The sequence below is a fragment of the Streptomyces sp. NPDC042346 genome, from assembly GCF_055581845.1.
This window is the reverse complement of sequence record NZ_JBVJEH010000002.1, coordinates 880,067-902,265: the sequence shown is the minus strand read 5'-3', so window position 1 is coordinate 902,265 and position 22,199 is coordinate 880,067. Positions and strand designations below refer to the sequence as shown.

General features: G+C 72.6%; 2 protein-coding genes. Both read left to right on the top strand.

Annotated features, from left to right (window positions below; all coding sequences use genetic code 11):
• Positions 1-58: 58 nt before the first annotated feature.
• Positions 59-14,812, top strand: coding sequence for an amino acid adenylation domain-containing protein (locus ACZ6K0_RS12625; protein WP_469231960.1), 14,754 nt, complete (start codon positions 59-61; stop codon positions 14,810-14,812).
• A gap of 10 nt (positions 14,813-14,822) precedes the next feature.
• Complete coding sequence (locus ACZ6K0_RS12620) at positions 14,823-22,154, top strand: amino acid adenylation domain-containing protein (RefSeq protein ID WP_469231958.1); 7,332 nt, start codon at positions 14,823-14,825, stop codon at positions 22,152-22,154.
• Positions 22,155-22,199 lie beyond the last annotated feature (45 nt).

Here is a 22,199-nt window from a genome sequence, read left to right as displayed (position 1 = left end):
AAACACCGGTCGCCACGCAAGACCGCCCGCCCCCCCCGCACCGCCCGAACGCCGAGTGATGGAGTTGATGAAGGTGTCCATGGACTGCGTCCACGAGGTCTTCGAGGAGCAGGCGGCCCGGACCCCCGATGCCGCCGCCGTGGTCTTCGAGGGACGGGGCACCGCATACAGCGAGTTGAACGCCCGGGCGAACCGGTTGGCGCGTCATCTGGTTGCGGGTGGTGTGCGGCGTGGTGACACGGTCGGGGTGTTGCTGGAGCGTGACACGGAGCTGGTGGTGTCGGTTCTGGCGGTGTTGAAGGCGGGTGCCGGTTACACGCTGCTTGATCCTGGTCTTCCTGTGGAGCGGGTCCGTGACATCGCCTCTTTGGCGGGTGTGACGCGGGTGGTGACGGTGGCTCGGTTGGCGGGTCATTGGGAGGGCACGGGGGTGCTTCCGGTCTCGGTGGATGCCGAGGCGGGGGTGATCGCTGCGCGTGATGGTGGTGATCTGGGTCGGGTGGCGGGTCCTCTGGATGTGGCGTGTGTGATGTTCACGTCGGGTTCGACGGGTGTGCCGAAGGGTGTGGTGGCTCCTCATCGGGCGATGGTGGGGACGCTGACCGGGCAGGACTTTGTGTCTTTCGGTCCGGGTGAGGTGTGGTTGCAGTGCTCGCCGGTGTCGTGGGATGCGTTCGCGCTGGAGTTGTTCGGTGCGCTGCTTCATGGCGGGACGTGTGTTCTTCAGCCGGGTGTGCGGCCTGAGCCTTCCGTGATCGTCGAACTGATTGCCTCCCGTGGGGTGTCGACGGTCCACGTGTCGGCGAGTCTGTTCAACTTCCTGCTGGATGAGTATCCGGGCTGCTTTGCCGGGGTGCGGCAGGTGATGACGGGTGGTGAGCCGCTGTCGGTGGCGCATGTGGGCAAGGCGTTGGCGGAGTATCCGGGACTGCGGTTGGTCAACGGGTACTCGCCGGTCGAGTCGATGATCTTCACCTGCTGCCATGAGATCACCCCGCAGGACCTCGGGAGCTCCGCCGTACCCGTCGGTTCCGTCCTCGCCCGCAAGCAGGTCTTCGTCCTCGACGAGCGCCTCCGGCGCCTCCCGCCCGGCGCGGAAGGCGAGCTCTACATGGCCGGCGTGGGGCTGGCCCGGGGATACGCGGGTCAGGCGGGTCTCACGGCCGAGCGGTTCATCGCCCACCCCTACGGGGCTCCCGGAGAGCGCCTCTACCGCACGGGTGACCTCGCGCGGATGAGGCCCGACGGCGTCGTGGAGTTCCTCGGGCGTGCGGACGGTCAGGTGAAGATTCGCGGCTTCCGCGTCGAGCCGGGTGAGGTCCAAGGCGTCCTGATGCGCCAGGGGGGTGTGCGTCAGGCGGCGGTCGTGGTCCGCGAGGACCGCCCCGGAGACAAGCGCCTGGTCGCCTACGTCGTCCGCGACGCAGCCGAGCCCGAGTACGGGTACGGAGACGAGTCCGCTTCCGAGCCCGCGCCTGTGTCTGCCTCCGTGACCCCTGAGGAGATACGGGCCTACGCGGCCGACCGGCTCCCCGAGCACCTCGTCCCCGCCGCGATCGTCGTCCTCGACGCCCTCCCGCTCACCCCGAACGGCAAGCTCGACCGCCAGGCCCTGCCCGCCCCCGAGACCCGTACCGGACCGGTCGGCCGTGCCCCCGCGACTCCGGTCGAGCGGACCCTGTGCGGACTGTTCGCCGACGTCCTCGGCATGGACGAGGTCGGCGCGGACGAGAGCTTCCTGCTGCTCGGCGGGCACTCCCTGCTCGCCGCCCGCCTGATCAGCCGCATCCGCCGCACCTTCGGCGTCGAGATCGGCATCCGCGAGCTGTTCCGGGACCCGACCGCCGCGGGCCTCGCCCGTGCCCTCGACGGCGCCGCGCAGGCCCCGGCGGCCCTGAGCCCCGCCGAGCGGCCCGACCGGCTCCCGCTGTCCCACGCGCAGCAGCGCATCTGGTTCCTCAGCCAGAGCGAGCGTTCCGGTGCCCCGTCGGAGGCGGCGAGCGGCGCCACGTACAACGTCCCGCTCGCCCTCCGCCTGCACGGCACTCCCGACACCGACTCGCTGCGCCGGGCCGTCGACGACGTGGTGGAGCGCCACGAAGCCCTCCGCACCCTCTACCCCGCGCCCGACGGGGAGCCGTACCAGCGGGTGCTGAAGCCCCAGGACGCCCGCGCGGACTGGACCCACACCTCCCCGGGCGAGGCGGGCCTCACCGACGCCCTCACCGCCGCGGCCCGTCAGGCCTTCGACCTCGCCACCGAACTTCCCCTGCGTGCCCATCTGTTCGGCCCGGGGGAGAGGGAAGAGGACTACGTCCTTCTCCTGGTGGTCCATCACATTGCTTGTGACGGATGGTCGTTGGCGCCGCTGGTGCGGGACCTGGCGGTGGCGTACGCGGCTCGTGTGGAGGGGCGCGCGCCGGAGTGGGCGCCGTTGCCCGTCCAGTACGCCGACTACACGCTGTGGCAGCGGGAGCTGCTCGGCGACCCGTCGGACACCGACGGTCTCCTCGCCCGGCAGACGGCCCACTGGCGGCAGGCCCTGGCAGGGCTCGACGACGAACTGACGCTGCCCACCGACCGCCCCCGCCCGCTCCGGCCCTCGCACGAGGGTGGGGTCGTCCCGGTGGACCTGCCGGCCGATCTGCACGGACGGCTGCTCGATCTCGCCCGCCGCAGTGACAGCACGCTGTTCATGGTGGTCCAGGCGGGCCTTGCGGCGCTCCTGACGCGGCTCGGGGCCGGGACCGACGTCCCGCTCGGCACGCCCGTCGCCGGCCGTGCGGACGAGGCCCTGGACGAGCTCGTCGGCTTCTTCGCGAACACGCTGGTCCTGCGGACGGACACCTCGGGCGATCCGACGTTCCGGGAGCTCGTCACGCGGGTCCGGGAGACCGATCTCGCCGCGTACGCCCACCAGGACGTGCCGTTCGAGCGGCTCGTCGAGGAGTTGAACCCGGCCCGTTCGCCCGCCCGCCACCCGCTCTTCCAGGTGATGCTCGTCCTCCAGAACAACGCCGTCGCCACACCGCGGCTGCCCGGCCTCGACCTCGTCGCACAGGACGTGCTCTCCCTCGACGTCGCCAAGTTCGACCTGACCTTCGACGTCACCGAGGCGTACGACGGCGCCGGACGCCCCACCGGCGTCCGCGGCTCGGCCCAGTACGCCGCGGACCTGTTCGACCGGGGCAGCGTCGAGGCGCTGGTGGCGCGTCTGGTGCGGCTGTTGACGGCGGCCGTCGCGGAGCCGGACGTACGGATCGGTGATCTGGACGTCCTGGCGGAGGGCGAGCGGCGGTTGCTGCTGGGCGAGTGGAGCGCGTCGGCCGGCGTGCAGCCGTACGAGGCGTGTGTGCACGAGCTGTTCGAGCGACGGGCTGCCGCCTCGGCGGAGTCGACGGCGCTGCTCTTCGGTGATGTGCGCGTGTCGTACGGGGAGTTGGAGCGTGACGCGAACCGGCTGGCCCGGCATCTCGTCGGCCGCGGGGTACGCCGTGGTGACACGGTGGGCATCCTCCTGGAGCGTGAGCCGCGGTTGGTCGCGGCGGTGCTGGCGGTACTGAAGGCGGGAGCCGCGTACACGCTGCTGGATCCGGGATTCCCGGCGGAGCGGCTGCGGGACGTCACCGGGCGCGCGGGTCTTTCGTCGGTGGTCACGACCGGTGACCTCGCTGACGGGCTGGGACCGGTGCCCGGCCTCGTACGGCTCGACGCCGATGAGGACGCGGCCGGGATCGCGGCGTGCGCGGACACCGCGCCGGGTCGTGCCGTGGGGCCCGAGGACGCGGCGTGCGTGATGTTCACGTCGGGGTCGACGGGCGTCCCGAAGGGCGTCGTCGCTCCCCACCGGGCCGTCACGGGCACGCTGACCGGTCAGGACTTCGTGTCCTTCGGGCCGGACGAGGTGTGGTTGCAGGCCGCGCCGGTGTCCTGGGACGCCTTCGCGCTGGAGCTGTTCGGCGCGCTGCTCCACGGCGGCACCTGCGTCCTCCAGCCCGGCGGAAAGCCGGAGCCCGCGGTGATCGCCCAGCTCATCGCCCGCCACCACGTCACCTCGGCGTACCTCTCGGCGAGCCTCCTCAACTTCCTGCTGGACGAGTACCCGGGCTGCTTCACCGGGATGCGCCAGATCCTCGGCGGCGGCGAGGCCGCGTCGCCCGCCCACGCGGCGAAGGCGCTGGCGGAGTACCCGGGCCTGCGCCTCGTCAACGGCTACGGGCCGGTCGAGGCGATGATCTTCGTCTCGACCCACGCCATCACCACGGAGGACACCCGCCGCCCCGCGATCCCGATCGGCCGGCCGATCGGCAACGAGCGGATGTACGCCCTCGACGAGCGGCTCCGCCCGGTCCCGGCAGGCGTGGTCGGTGACCTCTACCTCACCGGAGCCGGCCTGGCGCACGGCTACCTGGGCCAGCCGGGACTGACGGCCGAACGGTTCGTCGCCCACCCCCACGGGGCTCCCGGTGAGCGGGTCTACCGGACCGGTGACCTGGTGCGGTGGCGCGCCGACGGCGTCCTGGAGTACGTCGGGCGTGCGGACGGCCAGGTGAAGATCCGCGGTTTCCGCGTCGAGCCGGGCGAGGTGCAGGCCGTACTGATGCGGCACAGGAGTGTCCGTCAGGCGGCGGTCGTGGTCCGTGAGGACCGCCCCGGAGACAAGCGGCTCGCGGCCTACCTGGTCGCCGAGCCCGGCACCGTACTCGACCCGGCCGAGGCCCGGTCGCATGCCGCCGCGCACCTTCCCGAGCACCTCCGCCCCAGCAGCTTCACCGTCCTCGACGCACTCCCGCTCACCCCGAACGGCAAGCTCGACCGCCGGTCTCTCCCCGCCCCCGACGTCACCACCGCGCCGGGCGGCCGAGCCCCGCGCACGGCGCAGGAGAAGCTCCTCTGCGACCTCTTCGCCGACGTCCTCGGCGTCGAGCAGGTCGGCACGGACGACAACTTCTTCCACCTCGGCGGTCACTCCCTCCTCGCCGCCCGCCTCATCAGCCGCATCAGCACCGCGCTCGGCGTACGCGTCGGCATCGGCGAACTGTTCCACGCGCCCACCGTGGCGGCGCTGGCCGAGCGCCTCGACAGCGCGGGCGGTGCGGGTGCGGGCGTAGGTGGAGGCGCAGGCGTCGACTCCGATCCCCGGCCGGTGCTGCTCCCGGCCCGGCGGCCGGACCGCGTCCCCGTCTCCTTCGCCCAGCAGCGGCTCTGGTTCCTCGACCAGGTCGAGGAACCCCACGCCTCCTACAACGTGCCGATCGCCCTTCGCCTGCGCGGACCGCTCGACACCGACGCGCTGCGGCGCGCCGTGAGGGACGTGACGGTCCGCCACGAGGCTCTGCGCACGGTCTTCCCGACGGCGGACGGAGAGCCCTGGCAGCGCGTCCTCGACGCAGACGCCGGTGTCGTCACGGGCGCGTCGTTCAAGTCCGTCTGGCACGCCACGGTTTGTGCTGAAGAGGATCTCTCCCAGGTCCTCCACGAGGCCTCCGCCCACCGCTTCGACCTGGCCGCCGAGCCCCCGTTGCGGGCCACTCTGCTGACCGTCGCCGACGACGACCACGTCCTCCTGCTCGTCTGCCACCACATCGCCGCCGACGGCTGGTCCCTCACCCCGCTGACCCGGGACCTCGCCACGGCCTACGAGGCGCGCCGCGCCGGCCGCGCGCCGGGCTGGGCACCGCTGCCCGTCCAGTACGCCGACTACACCCTGTGGCAGCGCGAGCTGCTGGGCGACGACGGCGACCCGTCCAGCCTCGCGCGGCGACAACTGGACTTCTGGTGCGAGTCCCTGTCCGGGGCCCCCGAGGCCCTCGCCCTCCCCACGGACCGCGCCCGGCCCGCCGTCGCCAGCCACCGGGGCGACAGCGTGCCCCTCACGCTCGACGCCGAGCTGCACCGACGGCTGCTCGATCTCGCCCGTGGCAGCGACTCCACGCTGTTCATGGTGATGCAGGCGGGACTCGCCGCGCTGCTGACGCGGCTCGGCGCCGGGACCGACATCCCGCTCGGCGCCCCGGTCGCCGGCCGTTCCGACGACGCCTTGGACGACCTCATCGGCTTCTTCGTCAACACGCTGGTGCTGCGGACGGACACCTCGGGTGACCCGACGTTCCGGGAGCTCGTCGCCCGCACCCGCGACACCGACCTCGCCGCGTACGCCCACCAGGACGTGCCGTTCGAGCGGCTCGTCGAGGAGCTGAACCCGGTCCGTTCGCTCGCCCGGCACCCCCTCTTCCAGATCATGCTCGCGCTCCAGGACGCCCCGCCGCCCCTGTCCCTGCCCGGCTGCGAGGTCCGTGCCGAGCACCCCGAGCGCCACAGCGCCAAGTTCGACCTCACCTTCGTCGCCGAACAGCACCGGACCCAGGAGGGAGCACCCGCCGGCATCTCCGGCCTCCTGGAGTACGCCACCGATCTGTTCGACCACGACACGGCCGAGTCGCTCGCCGCGCGCCTGGTCAGCCTCCTGACCGCCGCAGTGTCCGAGCCGGACCTGCCCATCGGGGCGCTCGACGTGCTCGCCGCCGACGAACGCACCACGCTCCTCGGCGACTGGAACGCCACCACCGCCGACTTCCCGCACACCGCGTGCGTCCACGAACTCTTCGAGCGGCAGGCGGCCCGTACCCCCGACGCCACCGCCCTCGTCCTCGCGGACCGGACGATCGGCTACGCGGAGCTGAACACCTCCGCCAACCGGCTCGCCCGACACCTCCGTGACCGAGGCGCGGGGCGGGGCGACACCGTCGCCCTCCTCCTCGACCGGGACCTCGACCTCGTCGTCGCCGTACTCGCCGTGCTCAAGGCCGGCGCCGGATACACCCTCCTCGACACGGAGTTCCCCGTCGAGCGCCTCCGCTCCGTCGTCTCCACCGCCGGTGCCGGGCTGATCGTCACGACGGGAGAGCCCGCCGACGGCTGGCAGCACGGCCCCGCCCCCTTCGTACGCCTCGATGCCGAGGCGGGGGTGATCGCTGCGCGTGATGGTGGTGATCTGGGTCGGGTGGCGGGTCCTCTGGATGTGGCGTGTGTGATGTTCACGTCGGGTTCGACGGGTGTGCCGAAGGGTGTGGTGGCTCCTCATCGGGCGATGGTGGGGACGTTGACCGGGCAGGAGTTCGTGTCTTTCGGTCCGGGTGAGGTGTGGTTGCAGTGCTCGCCGGTGTCGTGGGACGCGTTCGCGCTGGAGTTGTTCGGCGCGCTCCTCCACGGCGGGACGTGTGTCCTTCAGCCGGGTGTGCGTCCTGAGCCTTCCGTGATCGTCGAACTGATCGCCTCACATGCGGTGTCGACGGTCCACGTCTCGGCGAGCCTTTTCAACTTCCTGCTGGATGAGTACCCGGGCTGCTTCGCCGGGGTGCGGCAGGTGATGACCGGTGGTGAGCCGCTGTCGGTGGCGCATGTGGGTAAGGCGTTGGCGGAGTATCCGGGACTGCGCTTGGTCAACGGCTACTCGCCGGTCGAGTCGATGATCTTCACCTGCTGCCACACGGTCGAGGAGCGTGACACGGAGGGATCGTCGATCCCGGTCGGCCGGCCTGTGGTGAACAAGCGGGTGTACGTGCTCGACGAGGGTCTCCGTCCGGTTCCGGTCGGTGTGGTCGGCGAGTTGTACATGGCGGGTGTCGGTCTGGCCCGGGGCTATGTGGGTCAGCCGGGACTGACGGCCGAGCGTTTCATCGCCCACCCCTACGGGGCTCCCGGGGAGCGGGTCTACCGGACCGGTGACCTGGTGCGGTGGCGCGCGGACGGTGTCCTGGAGTTCTTGGGGCGCGCGGACGGTCAGGTGAAGATCCGCGGCTTCCGCGTCGAGCCGGGCGAGGTCCAGGCCGTCCTGATGAAGTACGGCAGTGTCCGTCAGGCGGCGGTCGTCGTCCGCGAGGACCGCCCGGGCGACAAGCGCCTGGTCGCCTACGTCGTCCGCGACGACTCCGACTCCGACTCCGCGTCCAAGTTCGCGTCCGACTCGGTGACTCCTGAGGAGATACGGGCTCACGCGGCCGACCGGCTCCCCGAGCACCTCGTCCCCGCCGCGATCGTCGTCCTCGACGCCCTCCCGCTCACGCCCAACGGCAAACTCGACCGTCAGGCCCTCCCCGTTCCCGAGCTCGCCGCCTCCCTCGGCGGCCGCGCCCCGCGCACCCCGCGCGAGGAGGTCCTCTGCGGTCTCTTCGCCGACGTCCTCGGCGTCCCCGAAGCCGGCATCGACGACGACTTCTTCCACCTCGGCGGCCACTCCCTGCTCGCCGCCCGTCTGATCGGCCGCATCCGCACCGCCCTCGGCGTCGAAGTCGGCATCCGCGACCTCTTCCAGGCACCCACGGTGTCCGCACTCGCCCGCCGCCTCGACGGCGCCGAGCGTGCCCGGCCGGCCCTGCGCCCGGTCGAGCGCCCCGCCGTGCTTCCGCTCTCGTACGCCCAGCAGCGCCTCTGGTTCCTCGACGAGGCCCAGGGCGGCGCCGGCGGCCCCGCCTACAACCTCACCTTCGCCGCCCGGCTCCACGGCACCGTCGACCCGGACGCCCTCCAGGCCGCGCTCATCGACCTCACGGGCCGGCACGAGGCCCTGCGCACCCGCTTCCCGGCCGTCGACGGCCTGCCCCGCCAGTCCGTCGTCCCGGCCGCGCAGGCTCGTCCGACCCTGGCCGTCACCGACCACGCCCACGCTCCCGAGGCGCTCACTGCCGCCGTCCGCGCCGCCGCATCCCACCGCTTCGACCTGGCGGACGAACTCCCGCTGCGCGCCCACCTGTTCATGGCAGACGCGGACGAGCACGTACTGCTCCTGGTGATGCACCACATCGCTGCCGACGGCTGGTCGATGAACCCGCTGCTGCGCGATCTGGCCACCGCCTACGAGGCCCGCGCAGCCGGGGGCGAACCCCACTGGACGCCGCTCCCGGCCCAGTACGCCGACTACACCCTCTGGCAGCGTGAGCTGCTCGGCGACGTCACCGATCCGGACAGCCTCCTCGCCCGCCAGCTGGACCACTGGCGCGACGTCCTGGCCGACCTGCCCGACCAACTACCCCTGCCCACCGACCGGCCCCGCTCAGCGAACGCCGACGCCGACTCCGACGCCGAAACCGACGCTGACGGCGCCACCGACACCGACGGCGCCCTGCTGCCCGTACGGTTCGGCCCCGAGCTCCACCAGCAGCTGCGCGACCTGGCCAGGGAGACCCACTCCACCCTGTTCATGGTCGTGCAGGCGGGCCTCGCCGCCCTGCTGACCCGGCTCGGCGCCGGGACCGACATCCCCCTCGGCACGGCCGTCGCGGGCCGCACGGACGAGGCCCTGGACGACCTCGTCGGCTTCTTCGTCAACACGCTGGTGCTGCGGACGGACACCTCGGGTGATCCGACGTTCCGGGAGCTCGTCGCACGGGTCCGTGAGGCCGACCTCGCCGCGTACGCCCACCAGGACGTGCCGTTCGAGCGGCTCGTCGAGGAGCTGAACCCGGTCCGCTCGCTCACCCGCCACCCGCTCTTCCAGGTCCTCCTGGTCCTCCAGAACACCGAGGAGACCGACGTACGGCTCGGCGACGTCACCGCACGCCCCGAGCCCGTCGCCAACACCACCGCCAAGTTCGACCTGTCCCTCGCCCTCACCGAGACCCATGACCCGACCGGCGCACCCGCCGGGCTCGACGGGGGCCTGGAGTTCGCCACCGACCTCTTCGACACCGACACCGTACGGACGCTCCTCGCCCGCCTGGAACGCCTCCTGCACGCCGCCGTCGCCGACCCCGACCGCCCGCTCGGCACCCTCGACGTGCTCTCCGCCGACGAACGCCGCACCACCCTCACCACCTGGAACGACACCGCCGCCGACTATCCGCGCGACCGCTGCCTGCACGAACTGTTCGCCGCACAGGCCGCCCGCACGCCGCTCGCCACCGCCGTGATCTCCGGCGACGAGCGGATCGGCTACGGAGAACTCGACGCCCGGGCCAACCGCCTCGCCCACCACCTCATCGGCCTCGGCGTCACCCACGGGGACCTCGTCGGCGTCCTCGTCGACCGCGGCCCCGATCTCGTCACCGGCATCCTGGCCGCCCTCAAGTGCGGCGCCGCCTACGTGCCCCTGGACCCGGACCACCCCGAGGACCGGATCCGTTCCATCGTCGACGAGGCCGGCGTCCGCACCGTCGTCACCCACGGCCGACTCTCCGACCGGCTGCCGGGAGACGTCACCGTCGTCCGGACCGACGCACCCCACGACCGCCGGCTGATCGACGGCGCGCCCGCCACCGCACCCGACGTGCGGGTCCTGGCCGACGACATCGCCTGCGTCCTGTTCACCTCCGGCTCCACCGGCCGCCCCAAGGGCGTCGCCTCCCCGCACCGCGCCACCGTCCGCACCTTCTTCGGCCAGGACTACATCGACTTCGGCCCCGACCAGGTCTCCCTCCAGTGCGCCCCCGTCTCGTGGGACGGACTCAGCCTGGAGATGTGGCCCGTGCTGCTCCACGGCGGCACCTGCGTCCTCGCCCCCGGCCAGAGCCCCGAACCCGCCGTGATCGCCGCGCTCGTCACCGCGCACGACGTGACCACCGTCTGGCTGTCCGCAGGACTCTTCGCCGTCATGGCCGACACCCACCCCGAGGTGTTCCGCACCCTGCGCCAGGTCATGACGGGCGGCGAGGCGCCCTCCGTCGCCCATCTCCTGCGCGTCCGCCGGGACTTCCCGCACCTGAGGCTCGTCCACGGCTACGGCCCCGTCGAATCCATGGTGTTCACCAACTGCCACCAGGTCACCGCCGACGACGCGGGACGTACCGTCATCCCCGTCGGCGCCCCCCTCGCCAACACCCAGGTGTACGTCCTCGACGAAGGCCTCCAGCCCGTCCCGACGGGCGTCGTCGGCGAACTGTACGTCTCCGGCGACGGCCTCGCCCACGGCTACCGCCACCGCCCCGACCTCACCGCCGAACGGTTCACCGCCCACCCCTACGGACCGCCCGGCGCCCGGATGTACCGCACCGGCGACCTCGTCCGGTGGCGCGCCGACGGAGCACTGGAATTCGCCGGGCGCGCCGACGGCCAGGTCAAGGTCCGCGGCTTCCGCATCGAACCCGGCGAGATCGAGGCCGTCGCCGCCCGCCACGCCGGCGTCTCCCACGTGGCCGTCATCGTCCGCGAGGACCGGCCCGGGGACCGGCACGTCGTCGCGTACGTCGTCGGCGGCGCCGACCCGGCCGAGCTGCGCGGCCACCTGGCCCGCACCCTGCCGACCCACATGGTGCCCTCTGCGATCGTCACCATGGACGCCCTGCCGCTCACCCCCAACGGCAAGCTCGACCGCCGCGCCCTGCCCGCCCCCGACTTCGCGGCCGGCGCCGCCCACCGCGCCCCGCGCACCCCGCGCGAGGAGATCCTCTGCGGACTGTTCGCGGAGCTCCTCGGCCTTCCGGACGTCGGCATCGACGACGACTTCTTCGACCGGGGCGGCCACTCGCTGCTCGCCGCCCGGCTCGCCGCCCGCATCCGCGCCGCCCTCGGCGCGGAGATCACCCTCCGCGACCTCTTCGGCGCCCCGACCGTGGCGACGCTCGCCGAACGCCTCGACAGCGCCGACCGGGCCCGCCCCGCGCTGCTCCCCGCCGTACGGCCCGCCGAACTTCCGCTCTCCTACGCCCAGCAACGGCTCTGGTTCCTCGACCGGGCCGAGGACGGCGCCGCGTCCTACAACGTCGCCCACGCCCTGCGCCTCGACGGCCCGCCCGACCGGACGGCCCTCGCCGCCGCGCTCTCCGACGTCGTCCACCGGCACGAGGCCTTGCGGACCGTGTTCCCCGAGGAGCACGGCCGCGTACGCCAGCACATCCTGGCGCCCGAGCAGGCGAGCCCGGACCTCACCGTGACGGTCGTCGCGGCCACCGAGACGGCGGGCCTGCCCGCGGTCCTCTCCGCCCACGCCGCACGGCCCTTCGACCTCGCGGGCGAACTGCCTCTGCGAGCCGCACTGTTCGGACCGCCCGCAGGACCGGGGGAGTACGTCCTCCTCCTGGTGGTCCATCACATCGCCTGCGACGGATGGTCGTTGGCACCGCTGGTGCGGGACCTGGCGGTGGCGTACGAAGCACGTATGGAAGGGCGCGCGCCGGAGTGGGCGCCGCTGCCCGTCCAGTACGCGGACTACACGCTGTGGCAGCGGGAGCTGCTCGGCGACCCGTCGGACACCGACAGTCTCCTCACCCGGCAGACGGCCCACTGGAAGGCCGTGCTCGCCGGCGCTCCCGACACCCTCGCCCTCCCCGCGGACCGGCCCCGGCCCGCCGTCGCGAGCCATCGCGGCGACGCCGTACCCGTCCACCTCGACGCGCGGCTCCACCAGGACCTGATGCGCCTGTCCCGCACCTCAGGCGGCACCCTGTTCATGGTCCTCCAGGCCGCTCTGGCAGCGCTGTTGACGCGCCTCGGGGCCGGGACGGACATCTCGCTGGGAACCCCGGTGGCGGGGCGTTCGGACGAGGCCCTGGACGAGCTGGTCGGCTTCTTCGTCAACACGCTGGTGCTTCGGACGGACACCTCGGGCGATCCGACGTTCCGGGAGCTGGTCGCGCGGGTCCGGGAGACCGATCTCGCCGCCTACGCCCACCAGGACGTGCCGTTCGAGCATCTTGTCGAGGAGCTGAACCCTGCCCGCTCGCTCGCCCGCCACCCGCTCTTCCAGGTGATGCTCGTCCTCCAGAACAACGCCGAGGCGGCACGCGAACTCCCCGGACTTCACGCCCGGATGGAGACCGTGCTCAACGGCACCGCGAAGTTCGACCTCACGGCCGCCTTCACCGAGACCCACGACGGCGACGGCAACCCCTCCGGCATCACGGGAGCTCTCGAGTACGCCGTCGATCTCTTCGACCGAGGCAGCGTCGAAGTGCTGGTGGCGCGTCTGGTGCGGTTCCTTGAGGCGGCCGTCGCGGAGCCGGACGTACGGATCGGTGATCTGGACGTCCTGGCGGCGGAGGAGCGGGGGGTGCTGCTGGGCGAGTGGAATGCCACGGCCGGCGCGTTCCCGTCCGAAGCGGGCGTACACGAGCTGTTCGAGGAGCGGGCTGCCGCTTCAGCGGAGTCGACGGCGCTGGTACTCGGCGATCTCCGGGTGACGTACGGCGAGTTGAACGCCCGGGCGAACCGGTTGGCACGTCATCTGGTTGCGGCTGGTGTGCGGCGTGGTGACACGGTCGGGGTGTTGCTGGAGCGTGACACGGAGCTGGTGGTGTCGGTTCTGGCGGTGTTGAAGGCGGGTGCCGGTTACACGCTGCTTGATCCTGGCCTTCCTGGTGAGCGGGTCCGTGACATCGCCTCTCTGGCCGGTGTGACGCGGGTGGTGACGGTGGCTCGGTTCGCGGGTCATTGGGAGGGCACGGGGGTGCTTCCGGTCTCGGTCGATGCCGAGGCGGGGGTGATCGCTGCGCGTGATGGTGGTGATCTGGGTCGGGTTGCGGGTCCTTTGGATGTGGCGTGTGTGATGTTCACGTCGGGTTCGACGGGTGTGCCGAAGGGTGTGGTGGCTCCTCATCGGGCGATGGTGGGGACGTTGACCGGTCAGGAGTTCGTGTCTTTCGGTCCGGGTGAGGTGTGGTTGCAGTGCTCGCCGGTGTCGTGGGATGCGTTCGCGCTGGAGTTGTTCGGTGCGCTGCTTCATGGCGGGACGTGTGTTCTTCAGCCGGGTGTGCGGCCTGAGCCTTCCGTGATCGTCGAACTGATCGCCTCCCGTGGGGTGTCGACGGTCCACGTCTCGGCGAGCCTTTTCAACTTCCTGCTGGACGAGTATCCGGGCTGCTTTGCCGGGGTGCGGCAGGTGATGACCGGTGGTGAGCCGCTGTCGGTGGCGCATGTGGGCAAGGCGTTGGCGGAGTATCCGGGGCTGCGGTTGGTCAACGGTTACTCGCCTGTCGAGTCGATGATCTTCACCTGCTGCCACACGGTCGAGGGGCGTGACTCGGAGGGTTCGTCGATCCCGGTCGGCCGGCCGGTGGTGAACAAGCGGGTGTACGTGCTCGACGAGGGTCTGCGTCCGGTACCGGTCGGTGTGGTCGGCGAGTTGTATATGGCGGGTGTGGGTCTGGCCCGGGGCTATGTGGGTCAGCCGGGTCTGACATCCGAGCGGTTCATCGCCCACCCCTACGGGGCTCCCGGGGAGCGGGTCTACCGGACCGGTGACCTGGTGCGGTGGCGCGCCGACGGTGTCCTGGAGTTCCTGGGGCGCGCGGACGGTCAGGTGAAGATCCGCGGCTTCCGCGTCGAGCCGGGCGAGGTCCAGGCCGTCCTGATGCGCCACGGCAGTGTCCGTCAGGCGGCGGTCGTCGTCCGCGAGGACCGCCCGGGCGACAAGCGCCTCGCGGCCTATCTGGTCGCCGAGCCCGGCACCGTACTCGACCCGGCCGAGGCCCGGTCGCATGCCGCCGCACACCTTCCCGAGCACCTCCGCCCCAGCAGCTTCACCGTCCTCGACGCACTGCCGCTCACTCCGAACGGCAAGCTCGACCGCCAGGCCCTCCCCGTCCCCGACGTCACCACCTCACCGGGCGGCCGCGCCCCGCGTACCGCGCAAGAGAAGCTCCTCTGCGACCTCTTCGCCGAGGTCCTCGGGCTTCCCGAAGTCGGAGTGGACGACGACTTCTTCCTCCTCGGCGGTCATTCCCTCCTCGTCACCCGCCTCATCAGCCGCATCCGTGCGGTGTGCGACACCGAACTGTCCATCAAGACCGTGTTCGAGGCGTCCACGCCGGCCGGTCTCGCCGAGCGCCTGGACGGCGCCGAGAAGGCCAGGCCCGCACTGCGGCGCCGGTCCCGCTCCTGAGGAGAATCCCATGCTTCCGTTGTCGTACGCCCAGCAGCGGCTGTGGTTCCTCAGCCGCACGCAGCCGAATCCCAGCTACAACGTGCCGCTCGCCCTCCGCCTGCGCGGAGCCCTGGATGCCGACGCCCTCCGCCGTGCCCTCCTGGACGTCCTCGGTCGCCACGAGGCGCTGCGGACCCGCTTCCCGGAGTCCGGGACCGGACCCTGGCAGGACATCCTCCCGACCGAAGAGACGGATGTCCCCTGGGAGTTCCTCACCACGGACGCGAGCCGACGGTCCGCCGACCTGGGGGAAGCGGCCCGTCACGTCTTCGACCTGACGACCGAACTCCCGGTCCGCGCCACCCTGTTCGCGGTCGACGAGGACGATCACACCCTGCTTCTCGTCCTCCACCACATCGCCGCCGACGGCTGGTCCCTCGGCCCGCTCGTACGGGATCTCGCCACGGCCTACACCGCCCGCACCGCCGGGCAGGAGCCGGTGTGGCCCGAACTCCCGGTGCAGTACGCGGACTACACGCTGTGGCAGCAGGAGGTGCTGGGGCGTGTGGAGGATCCGGAGAGCGTGGCGTTCGGCCAGTTGAAGCACTGGAGTGAGGTTCTGGCTGGTCTTCCTGAGGAGTTGGCGCTGCCGGTGGATCGTTCGCGTCCTGCTGTGCCGAGTCACCGGGGTGACGCGGTACCTCTCGCTCTCGGCGCGGAGGTGCACGGTCGGGTGGTGGAGTTGGCCCGGTCGTCGGGTGCGACGGTGTTCATGGTGTGTCAGGCGGCTCTGGCGGCGCTGTTCACCCGGCTCGGCGCGGGAAGTGACATTCCGCTGGGGACGCCGGTGGCGGGTCGTACGGACGAGGCTCTCGACGATCTCGTCGGCTTCTTCGTCAACACGCTGGTGCTGCGCACGGACACGTCCGGTGATCCGACGTTCCGTGAGCTCCTCGCCCGGGTCCGTCACACCGACCTGGAGGCGTTCGCGCATCAGGATCTGCCGTTCGAGCGGCTGGTCGAGGAGCTCAACCCGGCCCGTTCCCTCGCCCGGCACCCCCTCTTCCAGGTCATGCTCGTCCAGAAGGACGCGGGCGGCCCTGGCGGGCGCACGCCCTCCTGGCCGGGCCTCGACGTCGAGACACTCCCCATCGGCACCGGCTCCGCGAAGTTCGACCTGACGGTGGGGATCGAGGAGCGGTACGACTCCGAGGGCCGGCCCGCGGGTCTCGTCTGGACGCTCGGTTACGCCTCCGACCTCTTCGACCACGCCACCGTGGAAGGCCTCGCCCGGCGTCTGTCGGTGCTGCTCACGGCCCTGGCCCACGACCCCGACCAGGCCCTCGGCGCCGTCGACCTCCTCACCGACGAGGAACGGCGCCGGCTGCTCCCCGCACCGGGTGACGGCCGCCCGGCCGCGTCGCCCGGCCGTGTCGACCGACTCTTCGAGGCGCAGGCGGCCCGTACTCCCGAGGCGACCGCCCTCCTTTTCGCGGACGAGCAGGTCACCTACGGCACACTCGACGCCCAGGCGTCCGGGCTCGCCCGCCGCCTCCACGCCGAGGGGGTGCGGGTCGGGGACATCGTCGCGGTACACCTGGAGCGTGGGCCCGATCTGGTCCGTGCCCTGCTCGCCGTACTCAAGGCGGGAGCGGCCTACACGCTCCTCGATCCGGACTTCCCCGGCGAGCGGCTGTCCGCCGTCCTCGCCCAGACCCTGGCCACCGCCGTCGTCACCGCGCCGGACGTGCCGGGCTGGCTCACGGCGACCGGTGTCCCGCTGGTCCACCCGGCCGCCCCCGGCGACGATTCCGCCACCCCCGGCGCCTCCCTTGCCTCCGCCGCCCCCGCAGCCCCCCTCGCCCCCACCCTCCCCGACAGCGCCGAAGCGCCCGCCTGTGTGATGTTCACGTCGGGTTCGACGGGTGTCCCGAAGGGCGTGGTGGCCCCGCACCGGGCGCTGACCGGCACCCTCACCGGCCAGGAGTACGCCCCCTTCGGCGCCGGCGAGACCTGGCTGCAGAGCGCGCCCATGTCCTGGGACGCCTTCGCCACCGAGCTCCTCGGCCCGCTCCTGAACGGGGGCCGTGTGGTGCTCCAGCCGGGGCAGCGCCCCGACCCGGCCACCATGGCCGAGCTGGTCACCCGGCACGGCGTCACCGTCCTCAAGGCGTCGGCGAGCCTCTTCAACCATCTGCTCGACGAGCACCCCACCGCCTTCCAGGGCCTGAACGCGGCGATGACCGGAGGCGAGGCCGCCTCCGTCGCCCACACCGCGCAGGTCCTCGAACGGTTCCCGCAGGTCCGCGTCACCAACGGCTACGGGCCCGCCGAGAGCATGGGCTTCACCACCAGCCACACCGTCACCGCCGCCGATCTGACCGGCCCGCCCATCCCCATCGGGACGCCCGTCTCCGGCAAGCACGCCTTCGTCCTCGACGACCGGCTGCGGCTGGTACCGCCCGGCGTGCCGGGGGAGCTGTACCTGTCCGGCACCGGGCTCGCGCTCGGCTACCTCCACCGCCCCGCCGCCACAGCGGAACGATTCGTCGCCCACCCGTGCGGCGCGCCCGGGGAGCGCGTCTACCGCACCGGCGACCTCGTGCGCCGCCGGGCCGACGGCGTCCTCGAATACCTCGGCCGTGCCGACGACCAGGTCAAGATCCGCGGGTTCCGGATCGAACCCGCCGAGATCGAGACCCACCTCACCGCACACCCCGACGTCCGGCAGGCGGCGGTCGTGGTCCGGGAGGACCGCCCCGGTGACCGGCGCCTGGTCGCGTACGTCGTCCCCGACCGCCCCGGAACGGCCCCCGCCGGCCTGCGCGCCCACACCGCCGCACGGGTCCCCGACCACATGGTGCCGTCCACGTTCGTCACCCTGGATGCGCTGCCGCTCACCCCCAACGGCAAGCTCGACCGCCGCGCCCTGCCCGCCCCCGAGCTCGCTCCGTCGCCCGGCGGCCGCGCCCCGCGCACCCCGCGCGAGGAGATCCTGTGCGGGCTGTTCGCCGAGATCCTCGGCGTCGGCACGGTCGGCGCCGACGACGGCTTCTTCGACCTCGGCGGCCACTCCCTGCTCGCCGCCCGGCTGATCACCCGGGTCCGGGCCGCACTCGGTGTCGAGATGACCGTCCGCGACCTGTTCCAGGCTCCGACGCCCGCCGGTCTCGCCGGCCGCCTCGACGCCGCCGTCCGCGCCCGGCCCGCCCTGCGCCCGGTGCCGCGCCCCGAGGCGCCCCCGCTCTCCTTCGCCCAGCAACGGCTCTGGTTCTTCGGCCGGGTGGAGAACAGCCCGCTCTACAACGTGCCGTTCGCCCTCCGCCTGCGAGGCGCGCTGGACGGCGGGGCGCTCCGCGAGGCGCTCGGCGACGCGGTCCGCCGTCACGAGGCGCTGCGGACCCGCTTCCCGGAGTCCGAGACAGGCCCCTGGCAGGACGTCATCCCGGCCGAACAGGCCGACGTCCCCTGGGAGTTCGTCACCACCGACCCCGACCGGCTGGAGACCGACCTGAGCGAAGCCGCCCGCCGTCCCTTCGACCTGACCGCCGGACTGCCCCTGCGCGCGACCCTGTTCACGGTCGGCGAGGACGATCACGTCCTCCTTCTCGTCCTCCACCACATCGTCTGCGACGGCTGGTCGATGGGGGCCCTCGCCCGCGAGGTCGCCGCCGGATACACCGCCCGCGCCACCGGCCGGCCGGCGACCGCGCCGCCCCTCCCGGTGCAGTACGCGGACTACACGCTGTGGCAGCAGGAGGTGCTGGGGCGTGTGGAGGATCCGGAGAGCGTGGCGTTCGGCCAGTTGAAGCACTGGAGTGAAGTCCTCGCCGGTCTTCCTGAGGAGCTGGCGCTGCCGGCGGATCGTTCGCGTCCTGCTGTGCCGAGTCACCGGGGTGACGCGGTACCTCTCGCTCTCGGCGCGGAGGTGCACGGTCGGGTGGTGGAGTTGGCCCGGTCGTCGGGTGCGACGGTGTTCATGGTGTGTCAGGCGGCTCTGGCGGCGCTGTTCACCCGGCTCGGCGCGGGGAGCGACATTCCGCTGGGGACGCCGGTGGCGGGTCGTACGGACGAGGCTCTCGACGATCTCGTCGGCTTCTTCGTCAACACGCTGGTGCTGCGCACGGACACGTCCGGTGATCCGACGTTCCGTGAGCTCCTCGCCCGGGTCCGTCACACCGACCTGGAGGCGTTCGCCCATCAGGACCTGCCGTTCGAGCGGCTGGTCGAGGAGCTCAACCCGGCGCGCTCCCTCGCCCGACACCCCCTCTTCCAGGTCCTCCTGGTGAAGAAGGACCCCACCGCCTCGGGCCAGGCCGAATCCATGCCCGGGCTCCGCACCGACGTGGTCCCCGTCGGCACCTGGGTCGCGAAGTTCGACCTGACGGTGGGGATCGAGGAGGAGTACGACTCCGAGGGCCGGCCCGCGGGTCTCGTCTGGACGCTCGGTTACGCCTCCGACCTCTTCGAGCACGCCACCGTGGAAGGCTTCGCCCGGCGTCTGTCGGTCCTGCTCACGGCCCTCGCCCACGACCCCGACCAGGCCCTCGGCGCCGTCGACCTCCTCACCGACGAGGAACGCGACCAGGTCCGGCACCAGTGGAACGACACCGCCGTTCCCGTCGCCGCCACCACGCTGCCCCGGCTCTTCGCCGAGCAGGCCCGCCGTACGCCCGATGCCACCGCCGTCTTTTTCGAGGACCAGCGGATCGGCTACGCCGCGCTCGACGCCCGCGCCGACCACCTCGCCCGCCACCTCGTGGCGCGCGGCGCCCGCCCCGAACGCGTCGTCGCCGTCGCCCTGCCCCGCTCGGTGGAGCTGCTGGTCGCCCTCTACGCCGTGCACAAGGCCGGCGCCGCCTACCTGCCCATCGACCCCGACTACCCGGCGGACCGCGTCGCCCAGATGCTCGACGACGCCGCCCCCGCTCTCGTCCTCACCCCGGAACTCCTCGCGGAGCTCGAAGCCGCCCCCGCCTCCGACTCCGATCCCGACTTGTCGCGTGGACTGCCCGAGGCCCGGCCCGAGCACCCCGCCTACGTCATCTACACCTCGGGCTCCACCGGCCGGCCCAAGGGCGTCGTCGTCACCCACGCGGCGATCGTCAACCGACTGGCCTGGATGCAGCACACGTACGGCCTCGAACCCGGCGAACGCGTCCTGCAGAAGACGCCGTCCAGCTTCGACGTCTCCGTGTGGGAGTTCTTCTGGCCGCTGATCACCGGCGCCACCCTGGTCGTCGCCCGGCCCGAGGGCCACAAGGATCCCGACTACCTCGCCGACCTGATCCGGCGCCACTCCATCACCACGGCCCACTTCGTCCCCTCGATGCTGGAGGCGTTCCTCGCCTCCACCGACATCGCCGCCTGCCGCTCCCTGCGTCGCGTCATCTGCAGCGGCGAGGCCCTGCCCACCGTGCTCGCCGAACGCCTCGCCGCCGTCAGCCCCGCCGAGCTGCACAACCTCTACGGCCCGACGGAAGCGGCCGTGGACGTGACCAGCCACCACGTCGACTCCGCCGACGGTCGCGGCGGCACGGACAGCGACGCCGTCTCCGTACCCATCGGCCGGCCCGTGTGGAACACCGGCGTGCACGTCCTGGACGCGACGCTGCGGCCGGTGCCGCCCGGTGTGACCGGCGAGCTCTACCTGTCCGGCGTCCAGCTGGCCCGGGGATACCTGGGCCGTCCCGGACTGACGTCGGAACGTTTCACCGCTGCCCCCTTCGGGCCGTCCGGAAGCCGCATGTACCGCACCGGCGACCTCGCCCGGTGGCGCCGTGACGGCGTGGTGGAGTTCCTCGGCCGCGCCGACGACCAGGTGAAGCTCCGCGGCTTCCGCATCGAACTCGGCGAGATCACCGCCGTGCTCTCCCGCCACCCGGGTGTCCGTCAGGCGGCCGTCGTGGTCCGTGAGGACCGGCCCGGCGACCGGCGCCTCGTCGCCTACGTCGTCGGCGAGCCGCACCCGGACGGCGCGGAGAGCGTGGCGAGCGAGGGGAGTGCGGAGAGCACGGAGAGCACGGAGAGCACGGAGAGCGAGGAGAGCACGGACTCGCTGCGCGATCATGCCGCCCGGTCCCTGCCCGCCCACATGGTGCCGGGACAGTTCGTACGCCTCGCCGAGCTGCCCCTGAGCCCCAGCGGCAAACTCGACCGCCGCCGTCTGCCCCCGCCCGTCCGAGCGGACACCGCACCCGTGCGCGGACCGCGGGACAGCCGCGAGGAGACCCTGTGCGGGCTGTTCGCGGAGACGCTCGGTGTGGAGACGGTCGGCATCGACGACGGCTTCTTCGACCTCGGCGGCCACTCCCTGCTGGCCACCCGGCTGATCGCCGGCATGCGCCGCGCCTTCGGCGTCGACCTGGGCATCCAGGCGCTGTTCGAAGCCCCCACCGTCGCGGGCCTCGCCGGCCGGCTAGCCGGCGCCGGCCTCACGAGCGGGGCCCAGGACGGCGACGCGTTCACCTCCCCGCTGCCGCTGCGCCCGCACGGCGACCTCGCCCGGGCCGCACCGCTCTTCTGCGTCCACCCCGCGGCCGGGATCAGCTGGGTGTACGCGGGCCTGCTGCGGCACCTCGGCCCCGAGCGCCCGCTGTACGGGCTCCAGGCCCGCGGTCTGACACCGCCGGAGCTCCCGGCGTCCGGGCTCGACGCGATGGTCAAGGACTACCTGGCGCAGCTCCGCTCGGTGCAGCCCGCAGGGCCGTACCACCTCCTCGGCTGGTCCTTCGGCGGGCTCGTCGCCCATGCCCTGGCCACGCGGCTGCGTGCCGAGGGGGAGGAGGTGGCCCTGCTGGCGATCATGGACGCGTATCCGCACCTCGCGACAGCCCCGTCCGGCACCGGCACCGGCACCAGGACTGACCCCGGCACCGACGCCGGCACCGGTACTGACCCCGGCACCGGTGGCGTGGCCGGCACCCCGTCCTGGATGGCCGGCGGCCCGCCGCCCGCCTCCTGCCCCCTGACGCTCGCCGCGCTGCTGGCGTCCCTGGGTCTCCCGGTCCCGGACGGCACCCTGACCTTCGACCGGTTCGAGGAGACCGTACGGGAGACCGGCGGGCCGCTCGCCCGGTTCGACGGCCCCGCGCTCGCCGCCCTGGCGGAGGTCTTCTCCTCGAACGTCCGGCTGCGGCACGAGTTCGTTCCCGAACGCTTCGACGGCGACCTGCTGTTCTTCGCCGCGACCGAGGGCCGGACCGGCCCCCGCCCGCGGCCGGAGGACTGGCACCCGTACCTCGCCGGCCGGCTCGACGTCCACGACCTGCCGTGCGCGCACGGCGACATGACCAGGCCCGGCGCACTCGCGCTCATGGCCGACGTACTGATCGACCGGCTCACCCCGCCGGCGATCTGAGCATCCGACCCACCCGTCCCGATTCCTCACCGCTCAGGAGACCCC